Origin of the sequence: Vibrio salilacus, from assembly GCF_002811245.1 — a bacterium.
GTDB lineage: Bacteria > Pseudomonadota > Gammaproteobacteria > Enterobacterales > Vibrionaceae > Vibrio > Vibrio salilacus.
On record NZ_NIVQ01000004.1, the window covers coordinates 199,642 to 212,814 of the forward strand.

At 45.8% G+C, this 13,173-nt stretch carries 11 protein-coding genes; 3 read left to right on the top strand and 8 right to left on the bottom strand.

Translation table 11 applies throughout. From position 1 onward, the window contains the following. Positions 1–21: 21 nt before the first annotated feature. The 3 genes from CDZ87_RS04570 to CDZ87_RS04580 all read right to left on the bottom strand — a co-directional run bounded on the left by CDZ87_RS04570 (position 22) and on the right by CDZ87_RS04580 (position 4,752). Positions 22–2,448, bottom strand: coding sequence for a PAS domain-containing hybrid sensor histidine kinase/response regulator (locus CDZ87_RS04570; protein WP_100752382.1), 2,427 nt, complete (start codon positions 2,446–2,448; stop codon positions 22–24). A 9-nt stretch (positions 2,449–2,457) separates the two neighbouring features. Then, complete coding sequence (locus CDZ87_RS04575) at positions 2,458–3,678, bottom strand: ABC transporter substrate-binding protein (protein WP_100752383.1); 1,221 nt, start codon at positions 3,676–3,678, stop codon at positions 2,458–2,460. Positions 3,679–3,882: 204 nt separating this feature from the next. Continuing rightward, positions 3,883–4,752 (bottom strand): LysR family transcriptional regulator, encoded by an 870-nt coding sequence (locus tag CDZ87_RS04580; RefSeq protein WP_100752384.1) that lies wholly within the window; start codon positions 4,750–4,752, stop codon positions 3,883–3,885. A 103-nt stretch (positions 4,753–4,855) separates the two neighbouring features. Here CDZ87_RS04580 and CDZ87_RS04585 point away from each other — a divergent pair, with 103 nt between their 5' ends. From CDZ87_RS04585 to CDZ87_RS04595, 3 genes are all read left to right on the top strand, one after another. Then, entirely contained in the window at positions 4,856–6,100 is a 1,245-nt protein-coding gene (locus tag CDZ87_RS04585; RefSeq protein ID WP_100752385.1) for an MFS transporter, read from the top strand. Beyond that, positions 6,097–6,669 (top strand): DUF1415 domain-containing protein, encoded by a 573-nt coding sequence (locus tag CDZ87_RS04590; protein WP_100752386.1) that lies wholly within the window; start codon positions 6,097–6,099, stop codon positions 6,667–6,669. Before CDZ87_RS04585 ends, CDZ87_RS04590 begins: the two co-directional genes overlap by 4 nt. Positions 6,670–6,750: 81 nt before the next feature. Next, positions 6,751–7,326, top strand: a complete 576-nt coding sequence (locus tag CDZ87_RS04595) for a nucleoside triphosphate pyrophosphohydrolase family protein (protein WP_100752387.1) — start codon at positions 6,751–6,753, stop codon at positions 7,324–7,326. A gap of 344 nt (positions 7,327–7,670) precedes the next feature. Here the strand turns inward: CDZ87_RS04595 and btuD are convergent, their stop codons facing one another. The 5 genes from btuD to CDZ87_RS04620 all read right to left on the bottom strand — a co-directional run bounded on the left by btuD (position 7,671) and on the right by CDZ87_RS04620 (position 13,164). After that, on the bottom strand, positions 7,671–8,426 hold the full coding sequence (btuD, locus tag CDZ87_RS04600; RefSeq protein ID WP_100752388.1) for a vitamin B12 ABC transporter ATP-binding protein BtuD: 756 nt from the start codon (positions 8,424–8,426) through the stop codon (positions 7,671–7,673). Continuing rightward, positions 8,419–9,408 (bottom strand): vitamin B12 ABC transporter permease BtuC, encoded by a 990-nt coding sequence (gene btuC, locus CDZ87_RS04605; RefSeq protein WP_100752389.1) that lies wholly within the window; start codon positions 9,406–9,408, stop codon positions 8,419–8,421. The genes btuD and btuC overlap by 8 nt, the downstream gene beginning before the upstream one ends. A gap of 91 nt (positions 9,409–9,499) precedes the next feature. Further along, entirely contained in the window at positions 9,500–10,528 is a 1,029-nt protein-coding gene (locus CDZ87_RS04610) for a succinylglutamate desuccinylase (RefSeq protein ID WP_100752390.1), read from the bottom strand. Positions 10,529–10,733: 205 nt separating this feature from the next. After that, the gene (locus CDZ87_RS04615) at positions 10,734–12,527 is read right to left on the bottom strand and encodes a M3 family oligoendopeptidase (protein WP_100752391.1); all 1,794 of its coding nucleotides are present in this window, start codon (positions 12,525–12,527) and stop codon (positions 10,734–10,736) included. 10 nt (positions 12,528–12,537) lie between these two features. Then, positions 12,538–13,164 carry a histidine phosphatase family protein gene (locus tag CDZ87_RS04620; RefSeq protein WP_100752392.1) on the bottom strand — a complete coding sequence of 209 codons (627 nt, stop codon included), beginning with the start codon at positions 13,162–13,164 and terminating at the stop codon, positions 12,538–12,540. Positions 13,165–13,173 lie beyond the last annotated feature (9 nt).

The following is a 13,173-nucleotide window of genomic DNA, read 5'->3' on the forward strand; positions in this document are numbered from 1 at the left end:
TCAGCCCAATATGCATCGTTCCTAATTGGGTTTTTGCCTTGATTGTGACCAAGTCAGGCAAAATACTTCGTCAAGTTTAGCTGAGCTTATTGGTTTGGTGATCACTTCGCTGCAACCCACTGCGATCATATTTTGTCGAGTCTCTTCAAAGGCGTCTGCGGTGCATCCGATAATAATAGGCTGAGACGCAAGAGTGAGCTTGACGATCGCTTTTGTGGCTTGAATTCCATCCATAATTGGCATGTGATTGTCCATTAATACAAAGTCATAAGAGTGTTGTTGTACCTGCTCTAATGCTTGTAAGCCATTTTCTACCACATCATACTCGAAGCCTTTCTTGGTTAAGAATCGGCCAAGTACAATCGCATTGACGCGTGTATCTTCCACGATCAGCACGGACATTCCCGTACCATCAAACGTTTGCTCGATATGATGAGACGTTTCAGCAGTACTGTCTGAAATAGAGACCGGAATGCTGACAACAAAAGTGCTGCCTAATGTCAGCATGCTATCGATTTTCACCTCACCTTGCATCGCTTTGACTAACTCAGAAATGATTGCCAAGCCGAGCCCCGTGCCTCCAAAACGACGAGTGGTGTCCGTCTCGGCTTGGCTGAAAGGGTCAAAAATCAGTGCTTGTTTATTTTGGCTAATCCCAATACCAGTATCTTTTACTGTCATCTCTAACCATACCCCATCGGTTTGATGATTGATCCGTAAAGTCAGCGTAATTGCCCCCTTGATGGTGAACTTCCATGCATTGTTAAGCAGATTTTGCAAGATTTGCATCACGCGTGTCTCATCAGCCAACAAGTAAGTGTGGCTTGCAAAATCGCATTGGCAATCAAAGCTCAACCCCTTCTCCGCGCACAAGGGCTTATACATTTGTGTAAGCTTGATGGCGATCGATTGCAGTGAAAAGTGGCGTTGCTCAAGCTTGAGCTTTCCAGACTCTATTTTGGAAAAGTCGAGAATGTCATTGAGTATCGTTAGCATATGCCGCCCGGAACTAAGGAAGGTTTCAACATACTCTTGCTGCTCATCATCAATAGCAGTATGTTGCAGTAACTCTCCAACGCCTAAAATACCGTTCATCGGTGTACGCAATTCGTGGCTCATCGCTGCAAGAAATTTTGACTTTGCAATATTCGCCGCGTTTGCCTCGATGGCTTTTTGCTCTAATGATTCTTGTAATTCAATACGTTGAGTAATATCACGTTCAACCGCCATAAAACCTTCCAGCTGTCCTTCTTTGTCATAAAGCGGCGTTAAGGCAAGCTCGATCCAATAAATTTCGCCCGATTTTTTATAGTTCATCAGCTCAAAGAATCCATATTGGCGCTGATTTATCGCACGCCGAATTTGCTTGGTGACTTTTTTGTCGGTTCGTTCACCTTGGAGGAAATCGCCGGGTTTACGCCCAAGGACCTCACTTTCTTTAAAACCAGTCAATTGTTCAAATGCCCGATTGACCCACACAATGTTAGCGTCAAGGTCAGTAAATACTACCGCATCACGCATATATTTCACGACTCGCGCTAGACGTGCCGATTCAGCTGCTTTACGTTTGAGCTCAGCCGACTGCATGATCAGTTGTTGCTCAGAATGATAAAGGGCCTGAAATGGCGAGACCAACACTCTGCGCCCAAACACAAACAAAACGGTTAAGGCAAATAACGTAGCCAACACCATGCCGAAAAAAAGACTTTCGATAAAGCCACGTTTGGTGTCTTCGACCAGAGCCGGTGAATAGGAATAAAGTAAAGTAAAGTCGCTACCTTCAATTGGATACTGTTCAACTGGCCACGAATAAGGAGACGTCATACCCCATGAAAAACGCGACTGCTGCAATCCAAACCAATGCGATGAGCCACTACCAAATCCCTGAAAAAAATGAGTTCTATCAAGAGGCGTAATATAAGCCGCAATCCCTTCTGATAACCCATTATATTTGACCGGTAAGGTAACAATAAGGTAATCACTTTGCTGTTGATTAAATATCGAGTACGACACGCTTTCGAGCAAGCGTTCACTATCCGCGCCCCTAACGATAAATTGGGCGACTCTTTGCGGCAGCGCGACTTCGGAATAGACCTTTTCGCCAGCAAAATCATACACATTAATGAAAGATTGAGCCCCTACTGGCTTAAAGCGTGCGAGCTGATCATAAAAAGCCAGCGAATTATCAACACCTTCTAAGACAGCACCTAATAACAACGGATGCTCAACAATATTGGCTAAACGTTGTTGACGCGCATCAAAGTACTCTTTGATATATCGTTCTACCGTCGTGAGCTTACTCTTTAAACTTTCACTAATAACCATCTCAGCACTTTGTTGAGACTGATGCTGAACAAATAGCAGACTGGTCGCTAAAAACACCCCCGCACCAACAACGATGAATAGAGTAAATAAGTGCATAGCGTTTTTTCTATCAAACTTGATCATCGGGCAGCCTTATTGTACGCCAGCCAATTTAGACATCAGTTTTACTGCATTGTTTTCATCGTAGGAGGCCATGCAATAGTCGGCGGAATTTAAGGCTTCATGAGCATCATAATTATCACGACTGAATAACGAGAATGGCTGACGATACTGCTTGATTAATCCTTGTACCGGTGTGTCGATGTTTTCCAACGCCTGCTTTAGTAAGCGTCGGTTAACTGTCATATCATCCGTTAACTCAACCTGTTGTGCTGCTTGGATGAATATTTTGGTCAAATCATAACCGTGTACAAACCCCGCTGGGGCATCAATATTAGGCTCAGCGAACTGTTCTGCAAACAAGCTACTCGCATGAGCGAAAACTTGACGACGGAAATCATTCATTTCAGAGCTATAAAAATTAAAACACGATTGAACAAATCTAAGGCGTGCTTTTTCTCTGATTGAGTAAGGCACATTGGTCGCGAATTGGCCGCCCGTAATCCCCCAATGACTATAAATAGGTAAAGTGGCGCCGAGTTCTGATACTGCTTCAATAATGACTTTTCCTTCCCGCGCATTCGAAACCAGCAATAGGCATTCTGCGCCTTCAAGTTGGGCCTCACGAACAATAATCCGCGCATCTGAAGTCTGAATCCCCCAGTCAAACCACGACGTTTTGACCACAGAGTCTATCTCGGGCGGTAAAGCCGTCATGATCGCTTTGTAATTCGATTTTCCCCATCCGGTATTTTCCAGCACTAAATGAGGTTGTTGGCATTGCTGGTCTAACGCAAAGTCAACCAAAAGCTTACCGACTTTCGAGTCATCGACAGAGAGGCGAAAAACAAAGTTTTTTTCACCATCAGGGTAGCGCGTGATTGGCGTGCCGGCCGCCCAAGGTACTAACGTTAAGATCTCTGATTGGTTGATATAGTCGCGATACTTAATCAAGGGTGGAGAGTGTATGCCAGCAACAAAAGCGATTGCGTTGGGATCATTGTTAAAACGCTGCATATTCTTTTTACTGCGCTTGGCGTTCCCTCGATGGTCGGTGATAACAAATTCGACCGCAATGCCGTTAATCTTGTTGTCTACCTCAGAGAAAGCAACCTTAACGCCTTGCTCGATAGCCCGAGCCGATGCAAAATGCCCAGTACGATCTGCATCGAGATAAATTTTTAATACCTCAGGGGTAGCCATCGCACTGTGACCAAGCGACATCAGCAACAACACAAGTGCGTATCGAATCATGTTTATACCTAACCTTTGAATAATAGCTATATCATTAGCTTAGGAGAGTAAGGGCGAATTTCCAGTTTACTCGAGATTGGTTGCATTTCGTCAAACAAGACGCCAGTGTTTTTTCGCTTTACTCAACTACACTCACCACCATAGTGATGTAACACTGATGCCGCTTAGAATAGACAAACTGTGAGCTTTAACACGTCAACTCTTTCACGCATACTGCTTAACAAACTCAATAAACGTCTTATCTGCAATCGATAAGTATCCATCCCGTCGCCATGCTAAAGCCAAGTCAATTTTTACCGCGGGAGCAAAAGGAATGCCAACGACGTCTTTCTCATGCTGAGTCACTAACTCTAGTAGCGCGGTAATCGCAAATTCATGCTTAACAATACTCAAAATCATCGGCAATAAGTTGGTTTCGAAAGAGAACTGCATCTCTTTGCCGCATAACTTGGCCTGATTCTCGATAAAATTGCGATGGAAGTAGCCGGGTTTGAACATCACTAACTCGTGGTCGAAGAAGTCATCAAACGTCACCGTGTCTTGTTGGCAAAACGGGTGCTCTTTGGCGACAACCGCTACCATCTCCGCTTGGAATAAATGATCGGTTTCTAGATCCACAGGTACATTTTCATCATCGATCACCCCAATATCGAGTTCACCATTAAGTAACATTTGGCGAATATCTCGCGTCCCGGCATCGACTAATGTTAAGCGTAAGCTGGGATAGCGGCTTTTAAACGCCATTAATACCTCTGGGAAAAAATAAGAGCCCATCATGCTCGGAGCGCCCAGTCTCACTTCTCCTTTTTCCAGCCCTTTCAACTCATCAATCGCCAACTGGGCATCTTCAAGCTGCTGCACCACTCGTTTAGCATGTTCAAACAAAACCAGCCCTTCACGGGTCAATGACACTTTGCGATCTTCACGTCGAAATAGCGCAACGCCCAAGTTTTGCTCCAACTTTTTAATTGAAATACTTAAAGCCGGCTGAGCGATATGTAACGCTTTCGCCGCTTGAGTAAAATGCTGTAACTCGGCAACAGCAACGAAATGGCGTAATTGTTTTGAATCCATTATCTTAATAAAAAATATATATCGGCATGATATTTTTAATATATTTTATATATCACCATAAAATTGATAATTTGCTCACATAATCTACAAACCGTACCGTTTTATGATCGAACTCGCTAGCCCTCAATATCGACGTGTGACTTACAGCCTTGCGCTAGGATCGTTTATTGTTTTCTGTAACCTCTATCTTTTTCAACCGATGTTGCCCTATATGGCGGTCCATTTTTCGGTTTCAGAAACCCAAGTAAACTGGATTTTTGCAGCAAGTACACTGGCTTTATCGGTTTGTTTAGTGCCTTGGGCGGTCGCCTCTGAATCCATTGGACGACGCCGCGTCATGCTGTTGGGTTTAATCGCTATGCCGCTGATAGGGTTGGCAATGCTGGTAAGTGACTCACTGGTTGCAATGGTCATGCTACGTGCGCTGATGGGAGTCGCTCTTGCCGCATTTGCCTCCGTTGCCGTCGCTTACATGGTCGAAGAGCTGTCAGAAAAAGCCTTTAGCCAAGCGATCGGTGGTTACATTGCCGCCAACTCACTTGGCGGGATCACCGGGCGAATCGTTGGTGGCTCACTGACGGATGCTTTGGGCTGGCAGCAAGCCGTCATCAGCATGGCGATATTCTCTTTTGTCGCCACGTTGGTGGTGATGGTTAGCCTGCCCAAGCAAAAAAACTTTACCCCGCAACGTGGCATGCTGCGCTACCACAACCGCGCATTAGTCAAACATCTACAAAACCGTACTCTCTGGCTGGCGATGCTGTTAGGTGGGGTCAACTTTGCGCTATTTGTTAACCTTTATTCGGTGATGGGATTTCGCTTGGTCGCGGACCCGCACAACCTTCCTATTGGTTTAGCCTCGCTGATTTTCTTGTGCTATTTAGCCGGTACGCTCAGTTCAAAACTCACCTCAGTGTGGCGCAAAAGTCATAACAGCGTATCAGGCATGGCCACTGGTAGCGTGATAAGTTTACTAGGTATGGTTATCGCTTATATCGATTCACTCGCGTTTATGATGTTAGGCTTGTTGCTAATTAGTTTTGGCGCTTTCTTCACTCATACCCTCGCTTACGCATGGGTAAGTCAGAAGGCAACCCACGCGAAGGCCACCGCAACCGCGCTCTATTTGGTTCACTATTATATCGGCGGCAGTATCGGAGGGTTTTTCCTGCTTTATTGCTGGCAACACGGAGGGTGGGACTACGTGATACTGGGCGGCAGCGCTCTATATGCGATGATATTCATCTTGTGCCGCCTGCTAAAAAATTGCGAAAATCGCGCTTTGCTAACGCCGCAACAACCAGATTCTGCTATTCTTGCGCCAAATTCTAATTGGGAAGCAAAATGACAGACCCACGCTCAATTCAAGATGATCATCAGCACGTTGAAGCGGCTGTATCTCAGTGGCTTAACGACGTCGTGATCGGACTCAACCTGTGCCCTTTTGCGGCCAAACCGCAACGAAATAAGCAGATTAAAATTTTTGTCAGTGAGGCCTGCGACGAAGAGACGTTACTCAATGATATCTTGACTCAACTATTAGAGCTTGAATCGAGCTCAGCGCAGCAATTAGAAACCACTTTAGTGGCTGTACCGAATATGCTCAGTGACTTCTATGACTACAATCTGTTTATTGGCTGGATTGAGGCATTAATCCGCCAACAAGAGTGGGACGGTATTTTCCAACTTGCGACTTTTCACCCTGATTATTGTTTTGGCGGCGCCCAGCCCGAAGACGATGAAAATCTAACCAATCGCTCACCCTACCCGGTGTTTCATTTGATTCGCGAAGAAAGTATGGAGCGAGTTCTCAAGCACTATCCAAACCCTGAGGCGATTCCTGACACCAATATCGCAAGAGTCGAATCACTGACTGCAGAAGAGCGCTGCAAGCTGTTTCCGTATCTATTTAGTTAATATTCTCATCGGCCAATAGCGAGAGCAGTGATGCTTTGGTAATATTGGCCCACTCTATTTTGTTACCCAGGTTAATTGGATATGCACCTTTCAAAACTGACCACCAATATTTTTAATCATCTTTATCGCGACATTACTGAATTCCGGAGTACGTTTGATCTTCCTGTCGCGTCACCTGAAAGCTTGGATGACAAAGCAGACACTCTGCACACCTCTCTTGCGATTGAAGAACTTACCGAACTGGCCGAAGCTGACTGTAAAACAGAGCAAGCGGATGCTATCGTCGATAGCGTGTATGTGTTGATGGGCCGTCTGGTTCACCTCGGTAACGACAAAATCGAAGACAACGTGGCGATCAACTACTTAATCGATCTGTTACTCAACGTTGCCGTCAATCGTGGGATTGATTTTATTTCGTGTTGGGATGAAGTACATTCGAGCAATATGAGTAAAGTATGTCGCAGTGAGCAAGAGTATGCCGATACCGAAGCACATTATGCCCAGCAAGGCATCAAATTGATGGCGGTACAAAAAGGCGATTACATCATTGCTAAATGTGCGGAGGATTTTGTCTCTGAAGGCAAAACTATTCGTCAGGGCAAAGTGCTAAAATCGGTTTACTACCGCCCGGCAGACCTTGCGCCACTAACAAAATAAGTAAATCTTAGATAAAAAGACGCCACCTTTGGTTACCCTCAGGTGGCGTAAGCTGCCATAGTCAAAACATAAACATGACTTCATCAATCTTTCACTGACTGCCCACCTAAATTAGCAGCAGCTAAGACCAAATCCGCCTAACAAGAACGAGAATGTATCCCTTATACTATTGCCAATTACGTGCCAGTTTTTAAAATAATTTAAATCGTTGATTTTAAGGTAACTTTTCTTTTTCCCTTCACTACCTGCCGCTATACGTGATCGATAAAAGTGCAGCGCGCACCAATATAACCCCTATCATGTAATCCTTACAGAGACGCTAAGTAACGGCTTAGCAGCAAGATCTAATCAAACAACAGTACTTCAACACCATCAAAGCTCGCTTTGGTGACTTGAGTATTGAATACGTCAGAAAGTTGCACGGGGTCGAGCACGTGCTCGACATCACCAAACTGCTGTAAGACACCCTTGTCAAGCAGCAGCGCCTGATCAGCATGTTTCAGTGTTCGGTTCAGATCATGATTCGACATGATGACGGTGATCCCCATCTTGGCCACACGTTGAATCAATTTATACAGTAAGCTCTCTTGGCCAATATCAAGCGGCGCTGCGGGTTCATCTAGAATCAACACGTTAGCATCGGGGTTTAATGTCGGCCATACCTGCAAACAGATGGCACAGAGGCGAACGCGCTGCCACTCTCCTCCAGAAAGGTGGTGAATAGAGCGATGTAATTTGTCATCGATGTCTAATAGCTGTGCTAATTCATTCACCACTGACTCAAGCTGTTGTGGGTGAACATCAAGCCATGAAGGCAGCGACAATGAAAGGTAGTGAACCACATCTAGATTGAACGCTGGTCGATCATTTTGACTTAAGAACGCGCGCGAATGGGCCAGCGACTCGATAGAGCTAGAAGCAACATCCACATCACCGAGACGTACTTGCCCGTCAAAATCGAGCAAACCTGCAAGTGCTGACAACAAGGTACTTTTACCACTGCCGTTAGGACCGATAACGTGCACAACTTCGCCCCGTTTAACCTTGAACGAGAGGGGTAGCAGTCGCGAGCCAACACACAAACTCTTAACGTCAATCATGATTACTCACCAACATCCAAATGAAGATTGGCGCACCAATCGACGTTGTCACGACACCTAGCGGCAACTCAGCGGAATTTAACGCCGTACGCGCCACTAAATCAGCAAACACCACTAAGCTTGCGCCAGCCAAAGCCGACATCGGCAGTAAATAACGATTCTCACTGCCAAACGCGAGTCGTAAAAGATGGGGCACCACTAATCCCACAAAACCAATCACACCGCCAAGCGCCACCGCACCACCCACTAGCACAGAAACCGCTAAAATGAGTTTCCAACGCACTTTATCAATGTCGATACCTAATTGCTTGGCATGCACTTCACCCATCATTAACCGGTCGAGCAGCGCACCGCGGCAACAGATCCAAACCAACACAGGCAACAGAAGTAACGTCAATAAATGGTGATACCAACTGGCGGATCCGATGCTGCCCATCAACCAATACATCAATTGGCGTAAGCTCAAATCATCACTAAAGTAAAATGCCCAGGTGACAACCGCTCCAGACAAAATACCGAGTGCCACTCCAACCAATAACAACTTTGTCGTTGTTAAGCGCATGTTTTGGGCGATAGAGACCAACAAAAGAGTAAAGATCAAAGATCCAATCACCGCGGCGAGCATAAAACCTAGCGGCGTGGCCAACAGGGGAAAAAAGAACAGCACGATCACCATCATCACACTAGCACCGCCGGAAATACCGATCACGCCCGGCTCGGCTAATACGTTCCCTAGTAGTACTTGCAGCACCGCGCCAGAGACAGCAAGTGAAGCGCCAACCGCAATCGCCGCAAGCAAACGAGGAAGTCGTAATTGCAGTACAAGTTGTTCTTGCAGTGTGGTTAACGGTTGAAAAGGATGAATGAACAATTCACCCACCATGAGGTAGACCGTGCTTGTTAGCAGCAGCAATAGACTAAATAGCAATGCGACACGGGTCCAACGACGACGGCGACGGTTAAGTAACTGAGTAAATTCCATTGAAAATGGTCGGGCTTAGGGTAAACCAATAGTGGCTTAACGATACCGTTAAGCCACTAAAATAGAAAGTGATTCGACAACAATAACGTCATCAGTCGTAAACGACTTGACCCTCTTCGTAACGAGTCTTGACTGGGCAAACCATTAATGCAGCTCGCTGACCTATCTCGACTCGACGATTCGGAAAGACAATCGCCTCGCCTTCATTCTTGGCCATCAAAGGTTTATCACCATCATGACCGAACACTTCACCGTGCTTGAACGCGGTAAAATTCTCGACGTTATCGTCAAATAAGAAGTCGAAATCGTCATGAATACGCACAATAGTACGACTGACTCGATACATGGTCGGCTGACGTGGCAAGTGTTCTGGTTTACTTTCAGCAATTAAGTCACGTAAAGCCAAATCAAAGGCAACCAATTTTTCAAGCTCATTCTCGCCGATCTTTGCGACCCGACCCAGTTCGATAGTCAGCGCTTGGGCGGCGAAATTTTCTGCGCTAAACCAGCTAAACGTACTGGAAGGGGCATTAGAGAACATCACCGCTTCAAGATGGGCGCTCGCCACGAATTCCATCAACGCTTGGCTGCGAACGGGATGTCTGACCCTAGGACTAACCACAAACGAGTAGTGCTTAGATAAGCGAATCGCGCAATGTAAATCAAGATGCCAGCGCTGCTCTACCGGTGTTCCTTGATAGAAATCCCTAACCACCTGTTTAAGGTTGTTCGCAATGTTAAGCTCTTTCGAAGGTGGATACGCTTTGTCGTCAAACAAACGATTCAGATTGGTTTCGATAAATCGCGTGTGCGCATTAGTTGCTTCTGGGTGAGCATTAATAAATAGCAGTCGATGCTTTAACGATTGAAAGCCAGACTGAATGTCGTGAATAATCTTATCGACAATTTCCATCGGTGCGGTTTCATCGCCATGAATACCACACGAAATAATGATGTGCTTGCTATCTGGTGATAGTTGCTTTGGAATAACCTCAAGCACGCCACGTTGATGTGATTTAAAGACAGGACCACCTGCAACCACAATTTGGCCTGTCGGCACTGCGTGTTGTAGGTCTAAGCTGTCAAAAAGAAAAGATTGGCGAAACAGGGTTTTCGTCATGCGCTACTCCTTTATTGCACAGCGGGTATGTTAATGAATTGTTCAGACAAATTATGTAGATGGGATCGCACTTATTGACACGAACCGTGTGCTTCATTGTAATTTATCACGTTGTCAAAAAATGACGATGACTTCGAAGTCTCTCACTGCGCAAATAAGCCGAGCTTTTACTCGGCCAACTGATAATACCATGATTTAATGTTAGTTATTCTTGATCTAGCAACAATTCGAACTGATCAATTTTCGCTTTCACGTGTTGAATGCTCTGCTGCCAAAAATCAGGTAAGGTTAAATCCATACCAAGATGCTTTTGCACGACATCTTCCGCCATCATTGTTCCGGTATCTCTTAGCAAGCTGACATAATCTGGGTAAAACTGCTCACCCTTACTCTCTCGCTGTGCATAGACACCAATGCTAAATAGATAACCAAATAGGTATGGGTAGTTGTAAAAACTCACTTCAGAGATAGAAAAATGCAGTTTGCTTGCCCAAAAATAAGGATCAGGCTCTGTCATCGAGTCGCCATACCACTCTTGCCAAGTTTCACTCATTAATTGACACAACTCGGCAGGAGTGAGTTCTCCGTCACGGCGCAGGTGATAGAAACGCTGCTCAAACTCAAAGCGAACCGGAATATTGATCATCAACGCGTAGCAGCTTGATAGCTCTTCCCACAGCATTTCAAGCTTTTCCGTGCGGCTTTCAACTTGCTCAAGCAAATAATCACGCACAACGTTTTCAGCAAAAATGGATGCCGTTTCCGCCAAAGTCATCGGATAACGGGTTTGACACAGCGGCATATCGCGCATGATCCAATTATGGAAAGCGTGCCCTAACTCGTGTGCCAGAGTCAGTAAATCAGAACGGCTACCACCCCAAGTCATGAACACTAAAGGGGTTCTTGTCGCAGCGAGTTTAGTGCAATAAGCTCCCAGGCGTCGATGCTCACTTGGTTGAGCATCTATCCAACCGTTTTCAACCATTAAGTCGACAAAATCGGCCATTTCAGGATGGACTCGGGCAAATGCCGCGCGAATAACCTTAATCGCTTCGTCAAACTCATAAAGCTTGGGTTCGGCTTCGGTTAAGCTCGGCATGCCTGCCAAATAGTTCCACGGGCGCATTTTATCTAGGCCATGTACTCGCGCCATGAGATGGCCGGCTTTTTGACCAATGACACGATTAGATTTAGCCACCAATATCATGGTTTCAAGAGTGGCACTCTCGATACGGCTTTGATGCAAACTCGGATCTAGAAAATGGACATCGTTTAGCTTTGAGCGCTTTTGGTACTCAGTTAAACGCCAACCCGCTAGCGCATTTAAAATCGCGGCAAAAGACTCTTGATGAGTTTGCATCGCCTGTTGAATGCCTCGCCAAGCTAGCTCTTGTTTTGAAAAATCACTGCCATAAAGAAGGCTTGCCGCTTGCGACAAACCGATCTTGGCTTCCTGCTCGCCCTCATTAAGCACGACTTGCATTGAACCTGTGATGTTGTCGTACAGACGTCCCCATGCATCACGCCCGTCGACCTGCATCGCGGTCAGTAGTTGTTCTTCAGCTACCGACAACTTAGTTGTTGCCTGCTTTCTTGTACACTCAATTTGAAACGCCTGACCCGCAACATCAGCGCTGGGGTGATCTAAAACATCCGCAATGAAGCTCTCTGGGGCAACTGTTAAGGTATTCTCATAGGGTGCAAACGCCTGTGACAGCTCAGAATGGAGTTTAGCAACACGCCCAATCAGCCCTTTAGCCTGGCTATTGATGGCATCAACCGAGGCATAACATTGTGCAAAGGTATTGATGGTGGCCAACAACTGCCCTGCCGCTTCGCTAGTTTGTATCGCATTCTGGATCACTGATGGTGTATCACGATTGTCAACATGTACGCCTAAAGCTTGAATACATTGTTTGATAAGATCGATATCTTGCTCGATTCTTGGATCGTTGAGATCTTGATACGCGATCGATAAGTTCCAACTTGGTGTGGTCATGATACTTCCTTTACTGTCCCGTCAACGGTGCGCCGATAGAGCATACACGTGTGTATAGCTGTTCTGCCCGAGTAATTTGAATATGTGTTAGTGTCTGGTGGCCAATTGATAGCGCAGAATAGAGCGTAGGATTACGCCAATCTAACTGTAATACGTTCGCTATTATCATTCTAATCGTGCCACCATGACAAATAATCAGCGTGTCTTGTTGCGCAGCTTCGCAAAACTCCTGCCATTGCAAGCTCACTCGATGGTGAAACTCTTGCAAGCTTTCCGCTCCCGGTAAAGGGTTATTGGCAGGATCTTGCCAAAACGCCTCTAGTAATGGCCAAGCATGCTCTGCTTGCTCAAATGGCACACCATCAAGATCGCCAAATGAGATTTCGCGCCACTGTGACTTGATCTGATAACTTAGCCCAGTTTGATTGCTAACAACCCGTTTAGCCAAATCTTGGCAGCGTTTTAAAGGCGATGTTTGTAGCGCACTAAAAGAACGAGATTGTGCCAACAGGTTTTGACACATCGCCGCTTGAATCTCATCAGCAACGCCAATATCGGTATGACCATACAACGCAGGCAATCCAGCCGTTTTACCATGACGCAACAGATAGACGTTAATGGTTGTTACTTGCTTCATCAATCGCAC

Excerpts from the sequence above, each read along its gene's own strand:
- CDZ87_RS04570 (WP_100752382.1), bottom strand. The coding sequence starts at position 2,448 with ATGATCAAGTTTGATAGAAAAAACGCTATGCACTTATTTACTCTATTC.
- CDZ87_RS04575 (WP_100752383.1), bottom strand. The coding sequence starts at position 3,678 with ATGATTCGATACGCACTTGTGTTGTTGCTGATGTCGCTTGGTCACAGT.
- CDZ87_RS04580 (WP_100752384.1), bottom strand. The coding sequence starts at position 4,752 with ATGGATTCAAAACAATTACGCCATTTCGTTGCTGTTGCCGAGTTACAG.
- CDZ87_RS04585 (WP_100752385.1), top strand. The coding sequence starts at position 4,856 with ATGATCGAACTCGCTAGCCCTCAATATCGACGTGTGACTTACAGCCTT.
- CDZ87_RS04590 (WP_100752386.1), top strand. The coding sequence starts at position 6,097 with ATGACAGACCCACGCTCAATTCAAGATGATCATCAGCACGTTGAAGCG.
- CDZ87_RS04595 (WP_100752387.1), top strand. The coding sequence starts at position 6,751 with ATGCACCTTTCAAAACTGACCACCAATATTTTTAATCATCTTTATCGC.
- btuD (WP_100752388.1), bottom strand. The coding sequence starts at position 8,426 with ATGATTGACGTTAAGAGTTTGTGTGTTGGCTCGCGACTGCTACCCCTC.
- btuC (WP_100752389.1), bottom strand. The coding sequence starts at position 9,408 with ATGGAATTTACTCAGTTACTTAACCGTCGCCGTCGTCGTTGGACCCGT.
- CDZ87_RS04610 (WP_100752390.1), bottom strand. The coding sequence starts at position 10,528 with ATGACGAAAACCCTGTTTCGCCAATCTTTTCTTTTTGACAGCTTAGAC.
- CDZ87_RS04615 (WP_100752391.1), bottom strand. The coding sequence starts at position 12,527 with ATGACCACACCAAGTTGGAACTTATCGATCGCGTATCAAGATCTCAAC.
- CDZ87_RS04620 (WP_100752392.1), bottom strand. The coding sequence starts at position 13,164 with ATGAAGCAAGTAACAACCATTAACGTCTATCTGTTGCGTCATGGTAAA.